Origin of the sequence: Methylopila sp. 73B, assembly GCF_000526315.1 — a bacterium.
Taxonomy (GTDB): domain Bacteria; phylum Pseudomonadota; class Alphaproteobacteria; order Rhizobiales; family Methylopilaceae; genus Methylopila.
Genome location: NZ_JAFV01000001.1, coordinates 3,921,746 through 3,944,072 on the forward strand (window position 1 = coordinate 3,921,746; position 22,327 = coordinate 3,944,072).

At 68.3% G+C, this 22,327-nt stretch carries 25 protein-coding genes and 1 tRNA gene; 12 read left to right on the forward strand and 14 right to left on the reverse strand.

Going from position 1 to position 22,327, the window contains the following annotated elements; genetic code table 11:
* Positions 1 to 148: 148 nt before the first annotated feature.
* A complete protein-coding gene (locus tag K244_RS0118865) occupies positions 149 to 1,255 on the reverse strand; it encodes a polyamine ABC transporter substrate-binding protein (RefSeq protein ID WP_020187851.1) in 1,107 nt (368 codons plus the stop codon).
* A 392-nt stretch (positions 1,256 to 1,647) separates the two neighbouring features.
* Between K244_RS0118865 and K244_RS0118870 the strand changes: the two genes are divergently transcribed.
* The 4 genes from K244_RS0118870 to K244_RS0118885 all read left to right on the forward strand — a co-directional run bounded on the left by K244_RS0118870 (position 1,648) and on the right by K244_RS0118885 (position 5,271).
* Positions 1,648 to 3,048, forward strand: a complete 1,401-nt coding sequence (locus K244_RS0118870) for a glutamine synthetase family protein (RefSeq protein ID WP_020187852.1) — start codon at positions 1,648 to 1,650, stop codon at positions 3,046 to 3,048.
* 76 nt (positions 3,049 to 3,124) lie between these two features.
* On the forward strand, positions 3,125 to 3,421 hold the full coding sequence (locus tag K244_RS0118875) for a GIY-YIG nuclease family protein (RefSeq protein WP_020187853.1): 297 nt from the start codon (positions 3,125 to 3,127) through the stop codon (positions 3,419 to 3,421).
* 46 nt (positions 3,422 to 3,467) lie between these two features.
* Positions 3,468 to 4,748, forward strand: coding sequence for an FAD-binding oxidoreductase (locus K244_RS0118880; protein WP_020187854.1), 1,281 nt, complete (start codon positions 3,468 to 3,470; stop codon positions 4,746 to 4,748).
* Positions 4,735 to 5,271, forward strand: coding sequence for a hypothetical protein (locus tag K244_RS0118885; protein ID WP_155931847.1), 537 nt, complete (start codon positions 4,735 to 4,737; stop codon positions 5,269 to 5,271). The genes K244_RS0118880 and K244_RS0118885 overlap by 14 nt, the downstream gene beginning before the upstream one ends.
* A 7-nt stretch (positions 5,272 to 5,278) precedes the next feature.
* On the opposite strand, the gene K244_RS0118890 is transcribed toward K244_RS0118885, so the two are convergent.
* Both K244_RS0118890 and K244_RS0118895 read right to left on the reverse strand, forming a co-directional pair.
* Entirely contained in the window at positions 5,279 to 6,946 is a 1,668-nt protein-coding gene (locus K244_RS0118890; RefSeq protein ID WP_020187856.1) for a DHA2 family efflux MFS transporter permease subunit, read from the reverse strand.
* 29 nt (positions 6,947 to 6,975) lie between these two features.
* Positions 6,976 to 8,232: an HlyD family secretion protein gene (locus K244_RS0118895; RefSeq protein ID WP_020187857.1), complete on the reverse strand. Its 1,257-nt coding sequence runs from the start codon at positions 8,230 to 8,232 to the stop codon at positions 6,976 to 6,978.
* 940 nt (positions 8,233 to 9,172) lie between these two features.
* On the opposite strand from K244_RS0118895, the gene K244_RS0118900 reads away from it, so the two are divergent.
* The 3 genes from K244_RS0118900 (at position 9,173) to K244_RS0118910 (ending at position 11,619) form a co-directional block, all read left to right on the forward strand.
* Complete coding sequence (locus tag K244_RS0118900) at positions 9,173 to 9,808, forward strand: TetR/AcrR family transcriptional regulator (protein WP_020187858.1); 636 nt, start codon at positions 9,173 to 9,175, stop codon at positions 9,806 to 9,808.
* Positions 9,809 to 9,899: 91 nt separating this feature from the next.
* Positions 9,900 to 11,129, forward strand: a complete 1,230-nt coding sequence (gene rlmN, locus K244_RS0118905) for a 23S rRNA (adenine(2503)-C(2))-methyltransferase RlmN (RefSeq protein ID WP_020187859.1) — start codon at positions 9,900 to 9,902, stop codon at positions 11,127 to 11,129.
* A 31-nt stretch (positions 11,130 to 11,160) separates the two neighbouring features.
* Complete coding sequence (locus tag K244_RS0118910) at positions 11,161 to 11,619, forward strand: hypothetical protein (protein ID WP_020187860.1); 459 nt, start codon at positions 11,161 to 11,163, stop codon at positions 11,617 to 11,619.
* A 423-nt stretch (positions 11,620 to 12,042) separates the two neighbouring features.
* Here the strand turns inward: K244_RS0118910 and rplS are convergent, their stop codons facing one another.
* Both rplS and trmD read right to left on the reverse strand, forming a co-directional pair.
* Positions 12,043 to 12,462 (reverse strand): 50S ribosomal protein L19, encoded by a 420-nt coding sequence (gene rplS, locus K244_RS0118915; RefSeq protein ID WP_020187861.1) that lies wholly within the window; start codon positions 12,460 to 12,462, stop codon positions 12,043 to 12,045.
* Positions 12,463 to 12,535: 73 nt separating this feature from the next.
* Positions 12,536 to 13,255, reverse strand: coding sequence for a tRNA (guanosine(37)-N1)-methyltransferase TrmD (trmD, locus tag K244_RS0118920; protein ID WP_020187862.1), 720 nt, complete (start codon positions 13,253 to 13,255; stop codon positions 12,536 to 12,538).
* A gap of 154 nt (positions 13,256 to 13,409) precedes the next feature.
* On the opposite strand from trmD, the gene K244_RS0118925 reads away from it, so the two are divergent.
* A complete protein-coding gene (locus K244_RS0118925; protein WP_020187863.1) occupies positions 13,410 to 13,916 on the forward strand; it encodes a GNAT family N-acetyltransferase in 507 nt (168 codons plus the stop codon).
* A gap of 123 nt (positions 13,917 to 14,039) precedes the next feature.
* Complete coding sequence (gene ppa, locus K244_RS0118930) at positions 14,040 to 14,573, forward strand: inorganic diphosphatase (RefSeq protein WP_020187864.1); 534 nt, start codon at positions 14,040 to 14,042, stop codon at positions 14,571 to 14,573.
* Positions 14,574 to 14,602: 29 nt separating this feature from the next.
* On the opposite strand, the gene K244_RS0118935 is transcribed toward ppa, so the two are convergent.
* Positions 14,603 to 14,923, reverse strand: a complete 321-nt coding sequence (locus K244_RS0118935; protein ID WP_036307117.1) for a DUF167 family protein — start codon at positions 14,921 to 14,923, stop codon at positions 14,603 to 14,605.
* Positions 14,920 to 15,210, reverse strand: a complete 291-nt coding sequence (locus K244_RS0118940; protein WP_020187866.1) for a YggT family protein — start codon at positions 15,208 to 15,210, stop codon at positions 14,920 to 14,922. The genes K244_RS0118935 and K244_RS0118940 overlap by 4 nt, the downstream gene beginning before the upstream one ends.
* 181 nt (positions 15,211 to 15,391) lie before the next feature.
* Between K244_RS0118940 and K244_RS0118945 the strand changes: the two genes are divergently transcribed.
* Positions 15,392 to 15,467 (forward strand) — tRNA-Ala (locus K244_RS0118945).
* Between the two features lie 32 nt (positions 15,468 to 15,499).
* Here K244_RS0118945 and K244_RS0118950 read toward each other — a convergent pair.
* The 7 genes from K244_RS0118950 to K244_RS0118980 all read right to left on the reverse strand — a co-directional run bounded on the left by K244_RS0118950 (position 15,500) and on the right by K244_RS0118980 (position 21,340).
* The gene (locus K244_RS0118950; protein WP_020187867.1) at positions 15,500 to 16,585 is read right to left on the reverse strand and encodes a tyrosine-type recombinase/integrase; all 1,086 of its coding nucleotides are present in this window, start codon (positions 16,583 to 16,585) and stop codon (positions 15,500 to 15,502) included.
* Positions 16,582 to 16,770 (reverse strand): hypothetical protein, encoded by a 189-nt coding sequence (locus tag K244_RS0118955; protein ID WP_197027188.1) that lies wholly within the window; start codon positions 16,768 to 16,770, stop codon positions 16,582 to 16,584. The genes K244_RS0118950 and K244_RS0118955 overlap by 4 nt, the downstream gene beginning before the upstream one ends.
* Entirely contained in the window at positions 16,770 to 17,990 is a 1,221-nt protein-coding gene (locus K244_RS0118960) for a phage portal protein (protein ID WP_020187869.1), read from the reverse strand. Before K244_RS0118960 ends, K244_RS0118955 begins: the two co-directional genes overlap by 1 nt.
* A 2-nt stretch (positions 17,991 to 17,992) precedes the next feature.
* Positions 17,993 to 18,529 carry an HK97 family phage prohead protease gene (locus K244_RS0118965; protein ID WP_020187870.1) on the reverse strand — a complete coding sequence of 179 codons (537 nt, stop codon included), beginning with the start codon at positions 18,527 to 18,529 and terminating at the stop codon, positions 17,993 to 17,995.
* Complete coding sequence (locus tag K244_RS0118970; protein ID WP_020187871.1) at positions 18,529 to 19,755, reverse strand: phage major capsid protein; 1,227 nt, start codon at positions 19,753 to 19,755, stop codon at positions 18,529 to 18,531. The genes K244_RS0118965 and K244_RS0118970 overlap by 1 nt, the downstream gene beginning before the upstream one ends.
* A gap of 60 nt (positions 19,756 to 19,815) precedes the next feature.
* Positions 19,816 to 20,535 (reverse strand): hypothetical protein, encoded by a 720-nt coding sequence (locus tag K244_RS0118975; protein WP_020187872.1) that lies wholly within the window; start codon positions 20,533 to 20,535, stop codon positions 19,816 to 19,818.
* A gap of 82 nt (positions 20,536 to 20,617) precedes the next feature.
* Positions 20,618 to 21,340, reverse strand: a complete 723-nt coding sequence (locus tag K244_RS0118980) for a hypothetical protein (protein ID WP_155931849.1) — start codon at positions 21,338 to 21,340, stop codon at positions 20,618 to 20,620.
* 79 nt (positions 21,341 to 21,419) lie between these two features.
* Here K244_RS0118980 and K244_RS24000 point away from each other — a divergent pair, with 79 nt between their 5' ends.
* Together K244_RS24000 and K244_RS23745 are read left to right on the forward strand one after the other, a co-directional pair.
* Positions 21,420 to 21,671 (forward strand): hypothetical protein, encoded by a 252-nt coding sequence (locus tag K244_RS24000; RefSeq protein WP_024816615.1) that lies wholly within the window; start codon positions 21,420 to 21,422, stop codon positions 21,669 to 21,671.
* Between the two features lie 387 nt (positions 21,672 to 22,058).
* The gene (locus tag K244_RS23745) at positions 22,059 to 22,322 is read left to right on the forward strand and encodes a hypothetical protein (protein WP_155931851.1); all 264 of its coding nucleotides are present in this window, start codon (positions 22,059 to 22,061) and stop codon (positions 22,320 to 22,322) included.
* Positions 22,323 to 22,327 lie beyond the last annotated feature (5 nt).

Genomic DNA, 22,327 nt, shown 5'->3' on the forward strand with positions numbered 1-22,327 from the left:
CGTCCTTGGCAGGACGTTGATCGGGCGGTCCGGCCTTCCAGGTCGCCGGGATGTGGCCGAAGAACGCTTTGTCCCACCGCCACATCCTGACGACGACCCCGGCTCTGCGCTTCGCTTCGGCCGGGATGACGCGATCATTGGGTCAGGCTTACCGCCCGCTCTTCGCCTTGGTCCAGGCGCGGGTGAGGGAGCGCTGGGTCTTCGAGTCCTCGATCGTCGGCACGGTGTAGAGCCGCGCGAACACCTCCGGCGTCGGGTAGATCGCCGGGTTGGTCTTGACCGCTTCGTCCAGGAATTCCTGCGACTTGAGGTTGCCGTTGGCGTAGGACACGAAGTTCGAGGCCTTGGCCGCCACTTCCGGCTTCAGGATGTAGTTGAGGAAGGCGTGGGCCTCTTCCACGTGCGGCGCGTCCGCGGGGATCGCCATCTGGTCGAACCAGAGCTGGGCGCCCTCCTTCGGGAGCGAGTACTCGACATTGACGTTCTTCTTCGCCTCTTCCGCGCGGCTCTTGGCTTGGAAGATGTCGCCGGAATAACCGACCGCCACGCAGATGTTCCCGTTGGCCAGGGAGTTGATGTACTCCGAGGAGTGGAACTTGGTGATGTAGGGCTTCAGCTTGGAGAGATGCTCGGCCGCCTTCTCCACGTTCTTCACGTCCGACCAGTCCGGCGGCAGGCCGAGATAGGTCATGACCGACGGAAGCAGGTCCTCGGGGCTGTCGAGGAACATGACGCCGCAGCCCTTGAGCTTCTTCAGGTTCTCAGGGTCGTAGACCAGCTTCCAGCTGTCGGTCGGCGCGTTGGGAAACGCCTTCTTGACCTTGTCGACGTTGTAGCCGATGCCGGTCGTTCCCCACATGTAGTTGATGGAATAGGCGTTGTCGGGGTCGTACTTGGCGATGCGCTGGTAGATCTCGGGCCAGGCGTTCGAGATGTTCGGAACCTTCGACTTGTCGAGCTTCTGGAACACGCCGGCCTTGATCTGGCGCGACAGGAAGGTCGCGGTCGGCACCACAACGTCGTAGCCGGTCTTGCCGGCGAGAAGCTTGGTTTCGAGGATTTCGTTGGAGTCGAAGACGTCGTAGACGACCTTGATGCCGGTCTCCGCCTCAAAGTCCTTCAGGATCTGCTCGTCGATGTAGTCCGACCAGTTGTAGATCCGCACTTCCTTCGCCTGCGCCAGCGCCTGCCCGGTCAACGCCAGAGCGAAGCCGCACGCCGCGATAAGCGATCGCGCCAAACGTTTCGACGTCATTCGTCGCTTCTCCAAATCCCCGGATGGACCGCCCCGCGACGGCCGCCGACGGCAACGCTAGCCTTGCCGCGTGACGCGCACAACACATTCTCTGCCCGCTCGCGCGCCATGCCTCGAATCGATGCGGCGCCGCAGCGATTGATTTGGTCCGCCGCCTCAGGCAGGCTTGAGGCGCGTCGGAGGATCCGGCGTCGGGCGGGTCCTAACCGCCTCGCGAGCGCTCCTCGACCTCCTGCGATCGACCCGATCCGGAGCGCGCCGCAAGCAGCGACAGGCTCTTCCGGGCCTTGCGCGCCGTCGCCTTGTCCGCCGGCTCGGGTCGAGCCGTGAGACGGCCTCTTCCGTTCGCCGAACGGGACGGGGGCCGTGCGGCGCCATCTCGAAGGTGCTTGATGAGCAAGAAAAAGCGCAGCGGCCTCAAGGAGGCGATCGCCGACCGAAGGGGCGCGGCGTCGGCCGAGGACGCGCGCCAGTGGGTGCTCGACCGGGGCATCGAGGAGCTCGAATGCGTCGTGCCGGACCAGGCCGGCGTCGCGCGCGGCAAGATCATGCCGGCGGCGAAGTTCTTCGCCTCGCCCACCATGAACATGCCGTCCTCGATCTTCCATCAGACGATTTCGGGCGGCTACGCGGCCGACGACGAGCCCGGCGGCGGCGACCCGGCGGACAGCGACCTCGTGCTGGAGCCGGACTTCTCCACGCTCGCCGTGGTGCCCTGGGCCTCCGACCCGACGGCGCAGATCATCCACGACGCCTTCCACCGGGACGGCCGCCCGGTCGAGGTTTCGCCGCGCCAGCTGCTGAAGCGCGTGGTCGACCTCTACGCCAACAAGGGCTGGACCCCGGTGATCGCGCCGGAGATCGAATTCTACCTCGTCAAGCCGAACACCGACCCCGACTACCCCCTTGAGCCGCCGATCGGCCGCTCGGGCCGCCCCGAGACCGGGCGGCAGTCCTACTCGATCTCGGCGGTGAACGAGTTCGACGAGCTGTTCGAGGACATCTACGACTTCTCGGAGGCCCAGGGGCTCGAGATCGACACGCTCATCCACGAGGAGGGCGCGGCGCAGATGGAGATCAACCTGCGGCACGGGCACCCGCTCGCGCTCGCCGACCAGGTCTTCATGTTCAAGCGCACGATCCGCGAGGCCGCGCTCAAGCACAACATCTACGCCACCTTCATGGCGAAGCCGATCGCGAACGAGCCCGGTTCGGCCATGCACATCCACCAGTCGGTGTTGGACGCGGCGGGCGACAACCTGTTCTCCGACAAGCAGGGCAAGCCCTCGTCCGAGTTCTTCTCCTTCCTCGGCGGCACGCAGAAGTACCTGCCCACCGTGATGTGCGTGATGGCGCCGTACGTAAACTCGTATCGCCGGCTGACGCGCCAATCCTCGGCGCCCATCAACGTGCAGTGGGGCTACGACAACCGCACCACCGGCATCCGCGTGCCGCCCTCGGGCCCCTCGGCCCGGCGCGTCGAGAACCGGGTGCCGTCGTCCGACGCCAACCCCTATCTCGCCATCGCCGCCTCGCTCGCCTGCGGCTATCTCGGGATGATGGAGGGACTCACCCCGTCCGAGCCGATCGACGGCTCGGCGCACGGCCTCGACTACGACCTGCCGCGCGGCCTACTGGAGGCGGTCGCCACCTTCGAGAACTGCGAGGCGCTGCACAATGTGTTCGGCAAGACCTTCACCGCCACCTATGCGGCGATCAAGCGCGCCGAGTTCGAGACCTTCATGCGCGTCATCAGCCCGTGGGAGCGGGAGTACCTGCTGCTGAACGTGTGAGGACCGAGACGTCATCCCGGCCGAAGCGTAGCGGAGAGCCGGGATCGTCGTCCGAAGGAGGCGCATTAAACGTCCGATGGAGAAGCGCTTCTTCGTCTACATCATGGCGACGCGTAAGGACGGGCCGATCTACGTCGGCGTCACGAGCGATCTGCCAAAGCGCGCCGCGGAGCACCGCTCGCACAGCGTCAAGGGCTTTACGGACCGCTACAACACTGAGCGGTTGGTGTGGTTCGAGCCGCACGACAACGCCGAGGCGGCCATCGTTCGGGAGAAGCTCATCAAGCGGTGGCTGCGCTCCTGGAAGGTCGAACTGATCGAGAAGGACAATCCCGAGTGGCGCGATCTGTATCTCGACATCGCCTCGTTTTGAGGACGATCCCGGCTCTTCGCTGCGCTTCGGCCGGGATGACGCGATCTTGAGGGACGCCTTCCCTAACCCCGCCTCCTACTACGCCGCCGCCAACCCCGCGCCACGGCCCCGCGCGCCTCTGCAGGGCGAAAACCGGGCGGACGTCGCGATCGTCGGAGCCGGCTTCACGGGGCTGTCCGCCGCGCTGCATCTGGCTGAGCGCGGCGCGCGGGTCGTCGTGCTCGAGCAGGCGCGGGTCGGCTGGGGCGCCTCGGGGCGCAACGGCGGCCAGGTCCACACCGGCCAGCGCCACGAGCAGGACGAGCTCGAACGGGTCGTCGGCCGCGACGACGCCCGCAAGCTGTGGGACATGGCGGCGGACGCGAAGGCGCTTCTCAGAGAGCTGATCGACCGCCACGCGATCGACTGCTCCTACGAGCAGGGTCTGATCCACGCCGATCATAAGCCGGCTTACGTCCGTGAGACCCATGCCTACGCCGAGACGCTCGCGCGCGACTACGACTACCCCCATGTCGAGCCGCTCGACCGTGACCAACTTCGGGCGTTGGTGAAAAGCGACGACTACCACGGCGGCTCGATCGACCACGGCGGCGGCCATCTCGACCCGTTGGCGCTGACGTTCGGCCTCGCCCGCGCGGCGGAAGCGGCGGGCGCGACGCTGCACGAAGGCTCCCGCGTTCTCAGGTTGAAGCCGAACGGCCGCGTGGTGCTCGAGACCGCGGAGGGCTCGGTCATCGCCGACCACGCGCTGATCTGCACCGACGGGCTGCTGGACGGCCTGCAGCCGGCGGTCGAATCCCACGTCATGCCGATCGCCAACCACATCGCGACGACGGAGCCGCTGGGCGACCGCCTGCAGGAGGCGCTGACCAGCCGCGCCGCCGTTTCCGACAGCCGCTTCGTCGTCTATTACTTCCGCCCGACGCCGGACGGCCGGTTGCTGTTCGGGGGTGGCGAGACCTATTCGACCACGCTTCCGCACGACGTCGCGCCGATCGTCCGCAGTCACCTCGAGAAGGTGTTTCCGCAGCTGATGGGCGTGCGGCTCGACCATGCCTGGGGCGGCGTGCTGGGGGTGACGCCGACGCGACATCCCTTCGTGCGCCGGGTCGCGCCGAACGTGCTCGTGGCCGCGGGCTATTCGGGTCAGGGGGTGCTGCTCGGCCCGATGTTCGGCAGAATCTTGGCCGACGCCGTCGCCGGCCAGCTCGGGGGCTTCGACCTCCTGGGCCGGCTCCCCGTTCCGGCGTTTCCGGGCGGAACCTGGCTTCGGAAGCCTATTCTGGTGGCCGCCATGAGCTACTTTGCGCTCCGTGACCGACTCTGAGGGCTCAAAGGAGCAGGGACGCTCCGTCGCGCTCCTCGCCGCCGCGGTGTTCCTCACCGTCGCGTTGGTGTTCGGCGGGATCGCGGGCTACTGGCTCGCGTTCCATGACGGACCTTATGACATGATCGCCGTGATGGCCGGGGCGTCCTGGGCCTGCGTGTCCGTGGTCGTAGCGCTTTGTCTCGCGGCGCGGGCCGGACCGATCCTTGGGGTCTCGCGGCGCGGCCGCGTGAGCTCGGCTGGGGCGGTCGTCGATCCCGACGCCCTGCGCGCCGAAGCTTGGGCGGTCGAAGGCGTCGAATGGCGGGGCGAGGCGAGCGTCCCGTTCGACGCGCCCGGACCCACGCTTTTCATGTTGCTGTCGGGGATCGCGCTCGGCTGCGCCGGGCTCGCCCTGTGGTGGTTCGGCCGGATCACGCTCGGAGGCGTCGCCGTCACGTTCGGGATCGGCGGCTTTCTCGTCTACTGGGCCTGGATCGCTCGGTCCACCGGACGCGCGAAGGCGACGACGCCGCCCGCGTAAGCGGCCGTCAATGCGCCGGCGCGGCCGCTGCGTTCGGGTTTGGTCTCCGGACGAGCGGGACCAGCACGACAAGCGCCGCGAACAGGATCGCGAGCGCCCAGAACAGATCGGCGAAGGCCAGCACCAGACCCTGCTGCCGCACCATGTTCGCCATCTGCTTCACCGCCGCGAGCTCGGCGTCGGAGCCAAGGCGGGCCGTGAACGCGTTGGTCATGGCCGAGAGCTGCTCCTCGGCGACGGCGCGGCCCCAGGTCACGTTCTCCCGCAGACGCAGCATGTGCAGGTCCTGCCGTTCGTTCAGGAAGGTGTTGATGAAGGCGAGCCCGAACGCGCCCCCAAGGTTGCGCATCAGGTTGAACAGCCCGCTCGCGTTCTTGAGCTTCGTCGGCGGCAGCGTGGCCAGCGACACCACGTTGATCGGCACCATGCACATCATCAGCGAGACGCCGCGCAGCGCCTGGGGAACGAACAGGTCCCAGAAGGCCCAGTCCTTGGTGATGTAGGTGAGGTCGAGGCAGGAGACGCCGAAGCCGAGGAATCCCGCGCCGATCAGCCAGCGCGGGTCGACCTTGCGCGAGAGCGCGCCGACGACGGGCGCCGTCATGAACATGAACATGCCCGTGACGAACACCGTCTCCCCGATCTGCAGCGAGTCGTAGCCGCGCACGCGGCCGAGGAAGACGGGATAGAGATAGGTCATGCCGTAAAGGCCGACGCCCATGGCGAAGGTGAGCAGGGAGCCGACGGCGAAGTTGCGGTCGGCGTAGGCGCGGAGGTCGACCAGCGGGTCCTTCGCCGCGAAGCAGCGCCAGAAGAACGCGATCCCGCCCACGATGGAGACCGCGGTCAGGACCCGGATCGTCTCATCCTGAAACCAGTCGTCGCGGGCGCCTTCCTCCAGCACGTATTCGAGGCTGCCCAGGAAGGCGGCGAGCGCCGCCAGCGCGACATAGTCGAAGGTCTTGAGCAGGCCGAGGTCGGGCTCGTCGAAGTCGACCATCGTCCAGGCGATGAGGGTCGCCGCGGCGCCCGGCACGACGTTGATCAGGAACAGCCAGTGCCAGGAGAACAGCTCGGTGAGGTAGCCGCCGATGGTCGGCCCGACGGTGGGCGCGAGCGTCACGGTGAGCCCGACCAGCGCCATGATCGCCGGCTGATGGCGCTTCGGGAAGATGGTGTAGGCGGCGGCGAAGGCGGTCGGGATCATGCCGCCGCCGATGAACCCCTGGATCGCGCGGTAGACGATCATCTCCGGCAGGGTCGTCGCCGTGGCGCAAAGAACGCTCGCGAGCGTGAAGCCGGCGGCGGAAATCGAGAACAGCACCCGCGTCGAGAGCGCCCGCCCAAGATACCCCGAGAGCGGGATCATGATGACTTCGGCGATCAGGTAGCTCGTCTGCACCCAGGAGATTTCATCCGGGCTCGCCGACAGCCCCGCCTGGATCTCGGCCAGCGACGACGAGACGATCTGGATGTCCAGGATCGCCATGAACATGCCGAAGACGAGGGCGAGGAAGGCGATCAGCCGGCGCGGGGTGACGACCGGTTCGGCCGGGGCGCCCCCGGAGGGGGGGCCCGCGCCGGGGGCTCCATGAGCGCGGCCTGCGGACGCGTGGGGGACGCGGGTCTCGCCTGCAGGCCTTCCGCCGCCTGGGGGAAGGACGTCGTCGCTCATGACTCAGAGCTCCCCGGCGCGGGGTCTCGTCAGCGCGTCCCTGCGGACGCGCTGGATGGGGTGGCGGGCGTGGTGCGGATGTCGACGGTGGCGACGACGGACAGGCCCGGCCGCAGCCGGCCCTTCGCCACGTCCTCGGCCGAAACGCGGACGCGCACGGGCACGCGCTGCACGATCTTGGTGAAGTTGCCGGTGGCGTTCTCCGGCGGCAGCAGGCTGAACACGGCGCCGGCGGCCGGCGCCAGGCTGTCGACCACGCCGGTCGCGTCGTGCTCGGGATAGGCGTCGACCGCAAGCCGGACCGTCTGGCCGGGCGCGAGGTCCACGAGCTGGGTTTCCTTGAAGTTCGCGTCGACATAGACGCGGTCGAGCGGCACCACCGCCAGCAGGCGTTTGCCCGGCGTCACGTAGTCGCCGACCTGGACGCCCTTGTTGCCGACGACGCCGTCGAACGGCGCGCGGATCACGGTCGCGTCGTAGTCGCGCTGCCGCTGCTCGCGGTTAACCTCGAGTTCACCAAGCGTTCGCCTCGCCTCCGCCTTCTGCGCCACGAGAACGTCGCGGTTCGCCTTGGCCGCGGTCACGCCCGCTTCCGCGGAGGCGTAGGCCGCGACCGCCTGGTCGCGGGCGGCGCGCGCCTGGTCGAGGGTCTGCCGGCTGCCGTAGCTGGAGTTCACCAGCGCCTGGGCGCGGCCGAAGTCCGCGACCGTGCGATCGCGCGCCGCGGCGGCGCTGTCGACCTGCGCCTGGGCCTGGTCGATCTGGGCGGCGGAGGCCGCGATCTGGCTGTCGAACCGCAGGATCGAGGCCTGCTGGGTGGCGATCTTGGCGTCCGCCGCGTCGAGCGACAGCTTGTAGTCGCCCGGATCGAGCGTCACGAGCGGATCGCCGGCCTTAACCCGCGCGTTGTCCTCGACGGCGACGGTCGCGACGTAGCCGGAGATCTTGGGCGCCATCACGGCCATGTCGGCGCCCACATAGGCGTCGTCGGTCTCGACCATGAAACGGCCGGTCGTCCACCAGTCGTAGCCGTACCAAAGTCCCGCAACCAGCGCGACGGCGGCGACCGCACCGAGGATCAGAGCCTTGCGCGAGCGCTTCGGAGAACCGGACGCGGCGGGCGTCTGGGCGGAGGCCTGCGCCGGCTTCGTCGGCGCTTCCGCCCGCGGCTGCTCGGTCGTGGGCGCGCCGCCGTCGGGGCGTGCGACCTCGTGCTCCGCATCGGCGACCAGTCGGGGGCGCGAGGGCGTGGCGGAGCGTGAGACGTCAGGTCGAGAAGTCGCCATCAGGTCGTGCTTCCGGCGCGGATCAAGGCCCCCGGGGGAGCGACAAGCGTGCCTGAACGGCTCAAGATCAGCGGGGGAGGGGCGGAGCCAGATGACCGAACCGTTCAGTCAACTATTAGCTAGCGCACTTCATTCGCCATGGCAAGATTGACCGAACCGTTCGGTCATTGCGGTCCTGATGTCGAGGGACGATGCATTTGGAGATCGCCGAGGACTGGTCGCCCGGCGGGAGGGCTGATCCATACGGAGACGGCCGAGGCGCGCGTCGCTGAGGGGCGGGGCCGCCTTGGCACGCCTCTGGCGACCTCGGGAGACCGCGGCTCCCATCCGTAGGTCGACCAGAACGTATCGCGCTTGGGTGGAGCGGCGGCGGCCTCAGGCGTCCCGCCTTGGGGGCAGGTGCGAGACGTCGTCCGCAACCGAACGCCACATCTCCACGGAGCGAACCACGCGGGACATGAGTCCCCGCGAAATGCCGGGCCGGTCGGGGGGCAACGGGTGCGAAGAGGTTCGCCCCGTCGCCGGCGAGGCAGATGGGCGGACATCCGCAATGGCCTTGTCCGCGCCGCCGGCGTTGCAAAACCGAGTCTAGATCGTGTTTTCGCTGCGTCCTGCGCCTTGCGGATCGCATCGAAAGCGCCGCAGCTAACGGCGCCAAGCCCACAACTAGACGGACGGAACAAAAGGACTAAATTGACCGAACGGTTCGGTCAATTTAGTCCTGCGATACGGGCGCCTCCCCAAGGCAAGGCTCGAGGGATCCGGGATGGTCCTGGACCGGGCCGCGGGGCGGGTCGGGGCGCGTCGAAGATATCCGTCGGAGGCATGGGCCGGCTGACAAATTGAGCCGACGCGGGCCGGGGCGCTCGACGCGTTGCGCGCCCCGGATTTGGATGTAGAGACAAGACGGCGCGCGGCGCCTGGAGGATTGAGAAACGCCGTGACGGACGCCGCTCTGGTTCCCGACCATCTTGACAGCGCCAAGCGCCGGCAGATCCTCGACGGCGCGCGCAGCGTGTTCTTGGCGCAGGGCTTCGACGCGGCCTCCATGGGCGAGATCGCGAAGGCCGCCGGCGTGTCGAAAGGCACGCTCTACGTCTATTTCGACAGCAAGGAGGAGCTGTTCGCCGCGCTGGTGAAGGCGCAATGCGCGCTCACCGCCGAGCGGCTGTTCGAGCTCGACGCCGACAATCACGACGTGCGCGAGGTCCTGCGCCGGCTGGGCCTGAGCTTCATCGAGGCGATGTTGGAGCCCTCCCACGTCTCCACCGTGCGCATGGTGATTGGCGCGGCGGATCGGAAGCCGGACATCGGGCAGCTTTTCCTGGGCGCCGGCCCGCGGCGCGGCGCGGCGCGGCTGGCGGCCTGGCTCGAGGCCAAGAACGCGCAGGGCGATCTGACGGTCGCGGACACCGAACTCGCCGCCTGGCAGTTTCTCACGATGTGCCACAGCTCGGTGATGATGCCGGTGCTGATCGGCGGAGAGGCGCCCCCGCCGCCCGAGCGGGCGGCCTATGTCATCGGCCAGGCGGTCGTGGTCTTCCTCGCCGCCTACGGGCCGAAACGCGACGCGTGAGCGCACGCGCCCGGACGGGTCGCGTCGCGGGCCGTTTCGTGCTAGGGCTCCCGCCTCTTCAGGACATCCAGCCGTCGCCGACAGCCGCACCATGACCGCGCTCGACCTCACCCGTGGCAATCCCAACGCAGCGCCCGTCGGCGCCGCCCCCCCGCCGGCCGTGGCGCCGGCGGCCGAGAAGCCTTCGCTCCTGGGCCTCACGCGCGCCCGGCTGATGACGGCGCTGGCCGAGGCCGGCGTCCCCGAGCGGCAGCTCAAGATGCGCGCGACGCAGCTCAACCACTGGCTCCACAACCGCGGCGCCGCCGATTTTTCGGCGATGACCAACGTGTCCAAGGATCTCCGCGCGGTCCTCGCCGAGGCCTACACGCTCGGTCGCCCCGAGATCGTCACCGAACAGATCTCGGTCGACGGCACCCGCAAGTGGCTGCTTCGGATGCCCTCGACCGGCCGGCATGACCGCGGCGCCGAGATCGAGACGGTCTACATCCCCGAGGAGGGGCGCGGAACGCTCTGCGTCTCGAGCCAGGTCGGCTGCACGCTGACCTGCTCGTTCTGCCACACCGGCACCCAGACCATGGTGCGCAACCTGACCGCAGCCGAGATCGTCGCGCAGGTCGTGGTCGCGCGCGACCGCCTGGGCGACTGGTCGGGCGCGGCTCCCGAGGGCGCGGTCGTCCCGGAAGACGGCGGGCGCTTCGTCACCAACATCGTTTTCATGGGCATGGGCGAGCCGCTCTACAATCTCGACGGCGTGCGCGACGCGATCGAGGTGATCTCGGACGGGGAGGGGCTGGGCCTCGGCCGCCGCCGCATCACGGTGTCGACGTCGGGCGTCGTTCCGGAGATGCGCCGGCTCGGCGAAGAGACCGGCTCCCAGCTCGCGATCTCGCTGCACGCGGTGCGCGACGACCTGCGCGACGTGCTGGTGCCGATCAACAAAAAGTACCCGATCGCCCAGCTGATGGAGGCCTGCCGCACCTATCCCGGCGCCTCCAACGCGCGCCGCATCACCTTCGAATATGTGATGCTGAAGGGGATCAACGACAGCCCGGCCGAGGCGCGCGAGCTGGTGCGCCTGCTCAAGGGCGTGCCGGCGAAGATCAACCTGATCCCGTTCAACCCATGGCCCGGCAGTCCCTACGAGTGCTCGGATTGGGAGACGATCGAGCGGTTCTCCGAGATCGTGTTCCGCGCGGGCTACGCCAGCCCCGTGCGGACGCCGCGCGGGCGCGACATCTCGGCGGCCTGCGGCCAACTGAAGTCCGACACCAAGCGGCTGCGGGCCAAGGAGCGTTTGGCGCTCGAGGCTGCGGAGTGAGACTTTCCGACGCCTCGGGGCGTTGAGGGCGATGCTCGCCCAAATCGCCCTGCGTCTGTTGCTCGCGCCCGTCGGCTTCGTCTGCGGCCTCCTCGCAGGGTTCGCGACGCTCGCCGCCATCTCCGCGAGCGCCCTCGGCGACGTCGCCCTGTTTCCGGACGAGGTGGCTCTGCTCGGGATGGACTTCGCCGTCGGCGCCTGGACGATGGCGTTTTTGTTCGCCCCGCTCGTCGGCGCGCCGGCGATGGTCGCGGTCGTCATCGGAGAGATGTTCGCGATCCGCACCTGGACCTATTACGCGGTGGTCGGCGCTCTCACAGCCGCTCTTCCCTGGGCGCTGCTGCCGTCCGGGGTGGACGGGCCGCTGTTTCAGCCCGTGGAGGTGCTGGCCTGCGGCTTCGTCGGCGGTCTGGTCCACTGGCTCGTCGCCGGTCGTTCCGCGGGCGTGATCGAGCCTGAGCCGGCGCCGCCCACTCAGACCCCCCACTGACGGTCGGCCAAGCGCTCCCCTCGAGCGAACGCAGCGGCGGATCGCGCCTTGCGAAGGGACGGCGATCGCTTGGCGTCAGCGCCGTGCCGCCCGCGTTCGTCTTAGAGCGGTTTCGGGTCTCGTTGGCGCAGCGAACCCCGCCGTCGTTCCGGGCGAAGTCCCGGAATCATAAGCCCGCCGGTGGGAGACCAATCTCAACCCGCGGGCTTATGGGCCCCGGGACAAGCCCGGGGCGACGGCGGAGCGTAAAACACCGGCACGTTCACCTGGCCTGAAACCGCTCCAGCTCTCTGCGACCCGATCGTTCAAGAGGCCGACCCGGCGCCCCGTCCCGCAACGGGCCACGAACGAAAACGGCGCGTCCCTAGGAGGACGCGCCGTTTCAGATGCTGACGTCAGCGGACGCCAAGGCCCGCCTGCGGATCACTCGGCGGCGGCGACCGCCGTCTTGGCCTTGCCGCCCTTGACCGAGCCCTTGGGGCTGCGGTCGGTCTTCTCGGCGATGCGCGCCGACTTGCCGCGACGATCGCGCAGATAATAGAGCTTGGCGCGGCGGACCTTGCCGCGACGGACCAGCTTCACGCTGTCGATCAGCGGCGAGAACAGCGGGAACACGCGCTCCACGCCCTCGCCGTACGATATCTTGCGCACAGTGAAGTTCTGGTTGAGGCCGCCGCCCGAACGCGCGATCACCACGCCTTCGTAGGCCTGCACGCGCACGCGCTCGCCTTCCTTGACCTTCACATTGACGATGACCGTGTCGCCCGGCGCGAAATCAGGGATTTCGCGCTTGGCCGAAACGGCCTCCATCTGCTCCTTGTCGAGCTGTTCAATAATGTTCATGGCGTCGTCTCCGCGTCTCTCGCATCGCGAGGCGCACGAGAAGTTTCAGGGAATCTCGTGAGTGGCCGGTCTACTACTCGACTTTATCGGGCTTGTCGACGCCCCCTGTCGTGCGTGCGACATATTTCGCCCAGAGGTCGGGTCGGCGCGCCCTGGTGTCGGCTTGCGCCCGCAGCTTTCGCCAGCGCGCGATCGCCTTATGATCGCCTGAGAGCAGGGCGTCCGGTATCGCTTTTCCCTCGAACGCGCGCGGCCGGGTGTAGTGCGGGTGCTCCAGCAGATCGCCCTCGAAGCTCTCGTCGTCGCCGGAGGCCGCGTCGCCCATCACGCCGGGGAGCAGGCGCACGCAGGCGTCGAGCAGCAGCAGCGCCGCCGCCTCGCCGCCCGACAGCACCACGTCGCCCACCGCGATCTCCTCCAGCGCCCGGCCTTCGATCACGCGCTGGTCGACGCCTTCGAAGCGCCCGCAGAGCAGGACCGCCCCGGGTCCCGCCGCGAGTTGGCGGACGCGGGCCTGGGTGAGCGGCGCGCCGCGGGGCGTGAGCAGGATGCGCGGGCGTTCGTCCGCGGGCAGCGCGTCGAGCGCCTCGCCGACGACGTCGGCCCGCAGAACCATCCCTGGGCCGCCCCCGGCCGGCGTAGCGTCGACCGAGCGATGCCGGTCGTGAGCGTGGTCGCGGATGTCGCGAGCGTCGAGCGACCAGGCGCCGCCCAGCGCGCGGCCGGCGAGCGCATGGCCAAGATGCCCCGGGAACATGGCGGGGTAGAGGGTGAGGACGGTCGCGCGCCACATCGGCTCGGCGGACGCTCCATGGCGACACGGGAAACGGCTTGAACGCCTCCTATCGCGCGCCCGGCGTCCGGCGTCCACCGCGCCGCGCGCCGCGTGGCGCGAAGCCGCCATTCACCCCTTGTCCGGCGCGATGAACGGGGCTTACTCTCAAGGGGTGAGCACCGTCGCGATCGAGATCCGACCTGCGCGTGCGGCCGACGCCCCGGCCATCGCGAACGTGCACGACCAGGCATGGCGCAACGCCTACCGCGGCCTGATTCCCGGCCGGGAGCTCGAGCGGATGATCGAGCGGCGCGGCCCCGCCTGGTGGACCTCGGCCCTCAAGCGCGGCACCCGCGTCAGCCTCCTCATGTTCGGCGGCGAGGCGGTGGGCTACGCCAGCTCCGGCCGCAACCGCGCCTCCATGCTCGCGGTCGGCGGCGAGATCTATGAGCTCTACATGAAGCCGGAGTACCAGGGCGTGGGCCTCGGTCGCCGGCTGTTCGCGGCCGCCCGCGGCGATCTGGCGGCCCGTGGGCTCTCCGGCGCCGCGACGTGGTCGCTCGCGGCCAACGATCCGGCCTGCGCCTTCTACGCGCGGCTCGGCGGCAAGCTCTCCGCCCGCGGCGTCGAGACCTTCGGCGACGTCACGCTCGAGAAGTTCGCCTTCGTCTGGCGCTAGCGCTAGGTCGTCGACAGCCTCGCTTTCCGAAACGGGCCCCGCCCTGCGCGCTTGCGCCGCGGCGGGCCGCTCCGCTATTCAAGCGCGACCCTCGCCCGCGACACCCAAGGACGACACGCCGCCATGCGCATCGACGCCATCTCGATCGGGAACAACCCGCCCTTCGACGTCAACGTGATCATCGAGGTGCCGATCGGCGGCGAGCCGATCAAGTACGAGCTCGACAAGGAGTCGGGCACGCTGGTGGTGGACCGCTTCCTCTACACCTCGATGCGCTACCCCGGAAACTACGGCTTCATCCCCCACACGCTGTCCGACGACGGCGATCCGATCGACGTGCTGGTGGCGAACACCCGCGCCATCGTGCCGGGCGCCGTGATCAGCTGCCGCCCGGTCGGCGTCTTCAAGATGGAGGACGAGAAGGGGCTCGACGAGAAGATCATCGCCGTGCCGACGCCGAAGCTCACCCGGCGCTACGAGAAGGTCGAGAACTACACCGACCTGCCGGAGATCACGCTCGATCAGATCAGCCACTTCTTCGAGCACTACAAGGATCTCGAAGGCGACAAGTGGGTGAAGGCGCTGGGCTGGGGCGGCGCTGAAGAGGCCCGCCAGATGATCCTCGACGCCATCGAGCGCGCCAAGGCCGCGAAGTAACGGCGGGACCTCTCCGGCGGCCGCGCCCGTCAGGGCGCGCCCGCCGCGGCCCGGAGCCGCGCCTCGAGCGCGGCCGGGTCGCCGTCGATCGCGAAGGTCTTGATCCGGCTCGTCGCGCCGGAGGTCTGCGTCACCGCCGAGCGCGGGACGCCCGCGGCCTTCGCCAGCAGCGCGCGCAACGCCGCGTTGGCCTCGCCGTCCTGCGGGGCGGCGCGTACCCGAACGGCGAGCACCGCCGTCCCGTCGGACAGACGCTCCACCCCGTCGATCCCGTCGCGTCCGCCGCGCGGCGTGAGCCGCGCGCGCACGTAAAGCGCGCCCGCGCCGGCGCGGAACGGCGTCGCGCTCAGTAGACGCTCGGGTAGAGGTAGAGAACGATCACCCGCTGGATGAAGAAGATGATCAGCAGCAGGATGATCGGCGAGATGTCGATGCCGCCCATGCTGGGCAGCATGTTGCGGATCGGCCTGAGCGCCGGCTCCGTGATCCGGATCAGGAAGTCCCAGATCGCGGCGATGACCGAATTCCGGGTGTTCACGACGTTGAACGCCACGAGCCAGGACAGGATCGCCATGGCGATCAGCAGCCAGGTGTAGAGCTGCAAAGCGAGCAGAACGACGTCGAGAAGGGCGCGCATCCGGCGGTCGATCCTTGAGGCGGGGAGGGCGGTCGAGTGATAGCGTCGACAGGCCGACCCGACAAGCCGCTGTGCCGCGAGCCGTCGGAGAGCTTTGCCCCGCGGTCCCGCCTGCGGCGGCCGGGACGCGTCGCTTGACAGAGTCCGGGACGGCCTCGTATATGGCGCGCCTTCGGGATGCGGGGCCGTAGCTCAGATGGGAGAGCGCTGCAATCGCACTGCAGAGGTCAGGGGTTCGATTCCCCTCGGCTCCACCACCTCCCGAACTGAAGCCTGATTTTCCAAAGCCTTAGTCCTCATTTTGGCTACCCTCCTCGGGGTGGTTAGCCAGATTTGTTCCCGTTTCGCGCTTCGGCAGACGCTTCATGGCCTGCCCCGCGAGCATCTTTTGCTCCGCCGCGCGCGTGTAACGAGAGACCTCTGATTCCGTCCGGTGGCCGGTCACGGCTTTGATCTGCTGATTGGTCGATCCGCCCTCGGCGAGCCGCCGCGCGATCGCTTTCCGGAGGCCATGGGCGGAGCACTGCGGCAATCCGGCCTCGTCGCAGCGGTCCCGAAACCAGTTGCCGAAGCCGGCGTTGCTGAAGGGCTTGCCGTACTCAGTGACGAGGAACGTCAGGTTTTCGCGAGGGGTGCCGGCGATCACGCGCTCCAGCTCGGCGTGGAGCGGGATGTCGAGCGATTCTCCGGTCTTCTGCTGCCGGACCTTGATCCCGCCACGGCTCACGTGCTGCCAGCCCATCCGGACGACGTCGGAGCGCCTCTGGCCGGTGTAGAGCATCAGCGCCATGGCCAGCCGCGCCTTGGAGCCGATGGGGTGGCGCGCCTCGAACTGGGCGATCTCCTCCTCCGACCAGGTGTGCAGGCCATCGTTCTTGATGCGGAAGCCGCGGATGCCGATCGCCGGGTTGTCGCGGCGCATGCGCTCGTCGACCGCGAAGGTGAGCAACGTCTTGAGGAGCTTCAGGAGGTTGTTCGCGGCGCTCGGCCGGTCCGACATTCCGCCGATGATCGCCTTGATATGGTGGCGCTCCAAGCCCGCCACGGGCTTCGCGCCGTGCTTCAGGCGGAACGCCTCCAGGCGGCTCCGCACGTTGCGCTTGCTGCTTGCGGCCAGTCCCGTGAAGAGCGCATCGCGGTAATAGCGGACGATCAGGTCGTCGAGCGTGCCCGGCTTCGTGCGAGAGGCTCCCGGCTCGATCTTCGGCGCGGCCATGCGATCGAGGCAGGCCTGATACTCGGTCTGAAACTCCGGCGTCCACGGGATCGACTTGAAGTAATAGGCCTCCTGCCCCGTGCGCCGAAACCGGACGCGCATCTTGCCATGCCGGTCCTTGAACTCGGAGACGTAGCGGGGGAGGCGGCGGCGCTTCATCGCTGCAGGACCTCATCCCATGGGTTGGCCGGCGTAGCCTGATCCTGCGGCTCCCCCACCAGCACGACGATCTTGCCGTTGCGGTCGACCTCGACGCCACGGATCGGCACGCCTGCCGCCTTGGCGCCCTTCAGGATCCGGGAGACCTCGGCCTGCGTGAAGGTGGCCGTGCGGCGCTGGGCCATCATGCCACTCCCGGCTCGATCGGCGCGGGCGCGCCGATCGGCCCCATGTTGAGCGGGCGGACGTACTCGTCGCCGTCGTCGATGGGGCTCATGTTCTCCAGCCGGCGCACGTCGTTCGGGGAGAGCCAGCCCCACTGCCGGCCGGTGGCGTAGGCCGTGTAGCGGGCCGAGACGTCGCCGCGCAGCAGTCCCGCGAGGTCGTGCTCGATGTAGAGGGTGCGGCGTCCGACGTCCGTCAGGAGACAGCGCATCATGGCCGCCTCGACGCGGCCGGCGAGCGGGCCGATGGCGTTCTGCACCAGCGCCCGCGCCTCCTGCTCGGTGTTCGAGTACGTGGCCTTGTCGGTGATGCCGACGGAGGTCGGCGGCAGGCCGAAGATTCGCGCCACGTCCTCGTTGGAGAGCTTCAGGGAGGCGACCAGCTCGGCGTCCTCGCTCGACACCGACATGCTCTCCCACTTCACTCCGCCGTCGAGCACGAAGAACTGGCCGCGGTTCCGGGCGCCCTGCTGCTGCTGGGCGATCGACTCGCGGGCCATCTTCTTTTGCTCGGGGTTCAGGTTCATCGGGTACGAAAAGACCCCGGACGGCCGGATGACGTTGTTCACCTGCGCCTCGGCGGCGTCCCTCTGGCTCACGGCGAAGCCTAGAGCCCCGCGGGCGATCTGCATCGGCGACAGGCCCATGACGCCGTCGCGTGACGGGCCGCGGACGTGCAGCACCTCCTCCTGAAGCAGGACGGCCGTGCCGCCGGCGGGCTCCGAGACGCGGTAGCGCAGACGTCCGGAGGGCAGACGCTCCACCGTCACGTTGGCGTTCGGCAGGTGATAGAGCGCCGTCGGCTGGCCGCGGCCGTTGCGCTCGATGCGGGCGAAGGCGTTGCCGAAGGTGTCGAGGGAGCGGACGAGCGCCTCGCGCACCTCGAAGGCCGTCGCGTTCGGGTTCGCCTGGTCGTGCAGCACGCCGTAGAGCGGCAGGTCGTCCGCTCGCTCGCGTCCGCCGTCGGCGGTGCGGCCGAAGACGTGGAGCGGGACGGAGGCCATCAGCTCGGAGCGTAGCGACACGCAGCGGGCGGCGACGGCGAGGCTCGACAGCACGACGTCGGGTCCGATCGCACCGACCGGGCCGTGCATCCCAAAGAACTCGGCGAGGTATGGGTCCGAGGCGCGGGCGGTCTCCGCGCGCGTTTCCCGGCCGAGCAGGCGGTCCAGCAGGCCCATGGTCAGCCTCCGAGCGTCGCGAGATAGAGCCCGGCGAGCGTGCGCCGGACGGGGGCGCCCGACGCCGCGGAGCGGGCGTGGATGGTGGTGCCGTCGTAGGCCGGCCACGCCAGCACGACGGAGATCTCGTGCAGCGTGACGGCGCGCAGCTCGCGCTCCTCGCCGCGCCAGGCGTCGCCGCCTTCGGGGACGCTGAAGCCGAACGACATGCCGCCCAGGTCGCCGCGCTCGGCCAACGCCAACACGTCGCGCCCGGCCTGCGTCTCCGGCACGTCGAGGCCGAAGGCGAGACCGCGGCTGTCCTCGGACAGCTTCAGCGTGCCGCTGCGGGTGCGGGCCAGCACGCGGCCGGGGTCGTGGTCGACGAGGGCCAGAACGTCGCGGCCGAGCGAGCCGGCGAAGGCGCCGGCCCGGATGGTCTCGGTGAACCGGCCGCCGATCTGCGCCGGCGCGTCGAACAGGGCGGCGTAGCCCTCGAGGCGGCGGCCCTTGGCCCGCACCTCGATCGCCGCCGATCGGCGTTCCGGCTCGGCGGTCATCAGGCGATCCCCGCGGCGGCGAAAGCCTCGGGCGTCCGCACCAGCACGTCCACGTCGAGGAAGGCGTGGATGAGCACGCCGCCCTTGGAGGCGACGTCGGCGTGGTACGGGTTCACGAGGATGTCGACGCCGGACCAGTAGCCCAGCACCAGCTCCGACCACTGGCCGTAGATCAGCGCGTTCTTGTCGGTGTCGTAGGTGCTGGGGACCTGGGTCGTGGTCGCCACCCTCTCGCCGTGGAACAGCTCGGCCAGCGGGATCACGTGGCCGTCGGCGTCCTTGGTCTTTCGCGCCAGGCGCATCACGCCCGGGTTGGTGACGAAGGCGCGGGAGCCGGTGAGGTCGTCCAGCTCCAGCGCGGCGATCATCTCGGCCGTGGTGTCGGAGAAGTCCGCCTCCGGCGGCACCACATGGATACCGACGGTGTTGAGCACGCCGCGCGGCATGTTCGCCGTGCCCGTGCCGGCCAGCGCCGCCCGGTCGACCTCCTGGCGGAGGATCAGGCCGAGGTCGTTGCGCAGCAGGGTTTCGATCGCCGTGGAGGACTGCAGGATCATCCGGCGCGACAGCTCATATTCGCCGGATACGGTCTTGGGCGAGAGCGTCTTCTTGGCAAACTTGGGGTCGGAGCGCGTGGTGTTGGCGTGCTCGGCGATCCAGTGGGCGGAGCCGCTCTCGGCCAGCACCGGCAGGTCGAGGTTGCCAACGAGGTCGCGCAGGACGGTCGCGCCCAGGCTCTCGATCAGCAGCGCCGGCCGCGGGTGGTCCCGAACGGGCGCCACGGCGGTGGCGACGAGCGCGCCGCCCGGCCCGCCGGCGGGCGTGGTGGTGGTGACGGCTCTGTATTCCATCAGCACGGAGGTCGGGACCATGACGCCGCGGCTCTCGCGCCCGCGGGCGAGGTCCTGGTGCACCTCGGCCTCGAGGCCGGTGAGGCGGCCCGACATGCTCTCCTGCACGGCCTTGGCGAGGGAGTAGTTCCGCAGCTCGCGCGGACCGCCGTCGCCGTGGATGGTCTGCGCGTCCGCCCGGCGCTCGGCTTCCGCGAGGAACTCCTGCGCCTTGATCTGCTTGTTGATTTCCCGGACTTCGGAGCTGGCGCGCTCCAACGCGGTCAGCTCTTCGGCGGTGAAATCGCGGCTTTCCGATTTGGCGTTGTCACGAATGGCCAAGCCGGCCGTTTCGTGAGAGTCCCGCTGCTCGCGGAGGGTGTTGAGGTTCGGCATAGAAAGGTTCCTTCTGAGGGCCCGTACAGTCGTCACGACGTTCGATGCGTTGATCTTTGGTCAGTCTTCACCGCCGCCGCTGGCGGCGGCCTCGGTATCTGCTTTGAGGGTGGTCCAGATGGTCAGCAGCGTCTTGGTCGATACAGAGACGCTCACGCGCCGGTCGGCCGTCTTAGGGCCGTAGAAGCCCTGCTCCAGCCTGTCGGGGTCCTGGTAGAAGCGGCCTTCGAAATCGACCACTCGCTGGCCGCCGATCGTGCGGAACATTTCGATCAGGCCGAAGTAACGGCTGAAGGTGACCTCGACGCCAACCATCCGCGCCTCGAGGGCGAGACGGAACATGCCGGCCGGATTGCCGCCGGGATACTGCTTGTCCACGTAGAGCTTGAGAGCCACCAACAGTTCGGGCACGCCCTCGATAAGGCCCTCCAAGGCCTCGCCGAAGGTGCGGGCATCCATGACGTTCTGGATCGCCTGCGGGTAGTCGTCGTAGCGGTCGAGCTGCGCGCTGCCGGGTGAACCCCGTCCGATCTCCGTCATCTGCTGCAGGCTTCGGAACCGATCGATGGCGAGCGCCGCGTCCTTCGGGGTGTCGGCGCCGTTCAGCGCGATCAGCAGGTTGACGGCTTCCGCGACGGAGACGTGCGACGCGCCGCCGCCCCGCTTGCCCGTCGAGATGTACCCCGTCTCGCGAATGGTCCGCGCGATGTGATCGATCGTCGGACGATCGCGGCCATCGACCTTCGCCATTTCGGTCACCAGTACGGGAAGGGTCGCCATCAATGCCTCCTGAGCGTTCTGAGCGTCACACAGAACGAAAGGTGAGGCAAGCGTTATGTGTGCGACTCAGAATGGCTACGGTTTACGCCATCGCCGACACGGCCTCCGCCAACGGCACGCCCCACAGGAAGGCGGCTCGGATGCGGTTGATCTCGTCCGCCTTGGAGACCGCGATCATCGCCCTGGCCTTGATGCCGAGGCCGGTGAAGGTCCGCACTTCGGCGTCTCCGATGCGTGCGGCGACCCGCTCCAGCGCGCCCGCAGCCTTGATCCGGTCGCGGTCCGCCTGCTCGAAGCCGGAGGCCTCGAAAGCCTTCGCCTTGGCCGCCTCGAACTGCCGCGCGATCTTGAGCCGGCGCCGCGCGGTCCGTCCCGCCTTCGACCGCGGGCCGTAGTCCTGAACCTCGATCTCGAGGTTGCGGACAGTGGCGATCGTCCGGCTCATCCCTTCCCGGCCGCGGTAGAGGCAGCGCCCTTCGACATCGACTTCGCGCTCGCCGCAGAATAGCCGGTGGTCGTCCCGGCTGAACACCAGCTCGTCCGGCACGTCCGGCGCCAGCGCCTCATAGGCCGCTCGCGCCTCGCGCTTGCGGGCGTCAGCGGCGGCGAAGGCCCGCTCCGCTGCGTCCAGTTCGGGCGCAAGCGCCAGCAGCTCGGGATTCTCGGCGGAGAGAGCCGCCTGGGCCAGGACGGGCGTGAGGGCGAGCCCCGAGGCGGGGAGGGCGGCGGCAGCGCCGCGCAGGAAGCCGCGACGGTTCAGGGCGGACATAGCTCGGCCCACGGCCGGAACATGTGCGTTCGGCATCTTGATATCCTTTGGCGAAATCAATCAGTGTGATATATTTCGCTCAATAACGATGTTTCGTCAAGCGATAGAGATCGAAGTGAGCGAAATCACTCAAATCTCCGGTCGGCAGATTGCCGCCGGGCGCGCTCTGGCCGGTATTGGGCAGGCCGAGCTAGCGGCGGCGTCCCGGATCTCCGTTCCGACCCTGCGACGCATGGAGGCAAGCGAAGGGCCCGCCACAGGCCTTCCTAACAACGTGGCCGCGGTCCGCGCTGCACTTGAAGCCGCGGGCGTGTTATTCGTAGCGGAGAACGGCGAAGGGCCGGGTGTTCGGTTAAGGAGGAAATAAAATGGGGGCGCCGTATGAAGCTGAATACTATAAGACGCGGTACAAGCTGAGGGTATCTGAAGCAAGTATAATGTATTCAATAGATTGTTTCGGCGACGAACTTGCAGAAAAGCACGGATATGACTGCGACGGAATTGAGGCAGTATACTTGTATTTAATGAATAAACACAACTGGCGCGTGGACTATGTGCGGTCGCTGAATATATCCGATCTATCGCTTGCGCTGAATAAGGAAATGAAGGGATGGTCGTTGCCACATGAGGCAGTGGTAACGGCAAATCTCTACCGCTGAAGTCGCCGGAGCCTTTTATCCTGGTCGACTATTTGTTTGCGCCACCGCCAACCCGTGCGGTGAGGGTGTCGGCGTCAGATTAAGGAAAAGGTCGAATGGATGAAAATACAGCGAGAGTGATCGGTGCGGCTTTGGAGGCTGCAAGCTATCGGCTTCGAGGGGTTGCAGAAGATGAGAAGCTCGACTCCATTATTAGAGACGTCATGGACGCACGCGACGTATCAAAATCCGACTTCGGCTCTGTATCGATAATCGTGAGCATGCTTCTTGGTTTCGCCGACGCCGTTCGTGTGGCGGACCGAAACGGGGAGACAATAATCCCGATGCTTGGCGAAAAAAGAACCCCAAAAAGTAGGTGATATCA

Bases quoted from the DNA above. Each gene is read 5' to 3' on its own strand.
- K244_RS0118875 (WP_020187853.1), top strand. From the start codon at position 3,125: ATGGAGAAGCGCTTCTTCGTCTACATCATGGCGACGCGTAAGGACGGG.
- rplS (WP_020187861.1), bottom strand. From the start codon at position 12,462: ATGAACATTATTGAACAGCTCGACAAGGAGCAGATGGAGGCCGTTTCG.
- K244_RS0118940 (WP_020187866.1), bottom strand. From the start codon at position 15,210: ATGCGCGCCCTTCTCGACGTCGTTCTGCTCGCTTTGCAGCTCTACACC.
- K244_RS0118910 (WP_020187860.1), top strand. From the start codon at position 11,161: ATGCTCGCCCAAATCGCCCTGCGTCTGTTGCTCGCGCCCGTCGGCTTC.
- K244_RS0118870 (WP_020187852.1), top strand. From the start codon at position 1,648: ATGAGCAAGAAAAAGCGCAGCGGCCTCAAGGAGGCGATCGCCGACCGA.
- K244_RS0118950 (WP_020187867.1), bottom strand. From the start codon at position 16,585: ATGAAGCGCCGCCGCCTCCCCCGCTACGTCTCCGAGTTCAAGGACCGG.
- trmD (WP_020187862.1), bottom strand. From the start codon at position 13,255: ATGTGGCGCGCGACCGTCCTCACCCTCTACCCCGCCATGTTCCCGGGG.
- K244_RS0118960 (WP_020187869.1), bottom strand. From the start codon at position 17,990: ATGGGCCTGCTGGACCGCCTGCTCGGCCGGGAAACGCGCGCGGAGACC.
- K244_RS0118975 (WP_020187872.1), bottom strand. From the start codon at position 20,535: ATGGCGACCCTTCCCGTACTGGTGACCGAAATGGCGAAGGTCGATGGC.
- K244_RS23745 (WP_155931851.1), top strand. From the start codon at position 22,059: ATGGATGAAAATACAGCGAGAGTGATCGGTGCGGCTTTGGAGGCTGCA.
- K244_RS0118955 (WP_197027188.1), bottom strand. From the start codon at position 16,770: ATGGCCCAGCGCCGCACGGCCACCTTCACGCAGGCCGAGGTCTCCCGG.
- K244_RS0118980 (WP_155931849.1), bottom strand. From the start codon at position 21,340: ATGCCGAACGCACATGTTCCGGCCGTGGGCCGAGCTATGTCCGCCCTG.
- K244_RS0118895 (WP_020187857.1), bottom strand. From the start codon at position 8,232: ATGGCGACTTCTCGACCTGACGTCTCACGCTCCGCCACGCCCTCGCGC.
- rlmN (WP_020187859.1), top strand. From the start codon at position 9,900: ATGACCGCGCTCGACCTCACCCGTGGCAATCCCAACGCAGCGCCCGTC.
- K244_RS0118865 (WP_020187851.1), bottom strand. From the start codon at position 1,255: ATGACGTCGAAACGTTTGGCGCGATCGCTTATCGCGGCGTGCGGCTTC.
- K244_RS0118965 (WP_020187870.1), bottom strand. From the start codon at position 18,529: ATGACCGCCGAGCCGGAACGCCGATCGGCGGCGATCGAGGTGCGGGCC.
- K244_RS0118970 (WP_020187871.1), bottom strand. From the start codon at position 19,755: ATGCCGAACCTCAACACCCTCCGCGAGCAGCGGGACTCTCACGAAACG.
- ppa (WP_020187864.1), top strand. From the start codon at position 14,040: ATGCGCATCGACGCCATCTCGATCGGGAACAACCCGCCCTTCGACGTC.
- K244_RS0118890 (WP_020187856.1), bottom strand. From the start codon at position 6,946: ATGAGCGACGACGTCCTTCCCCCAGGCGGCGGAAGGCCTGCAGGCGAG.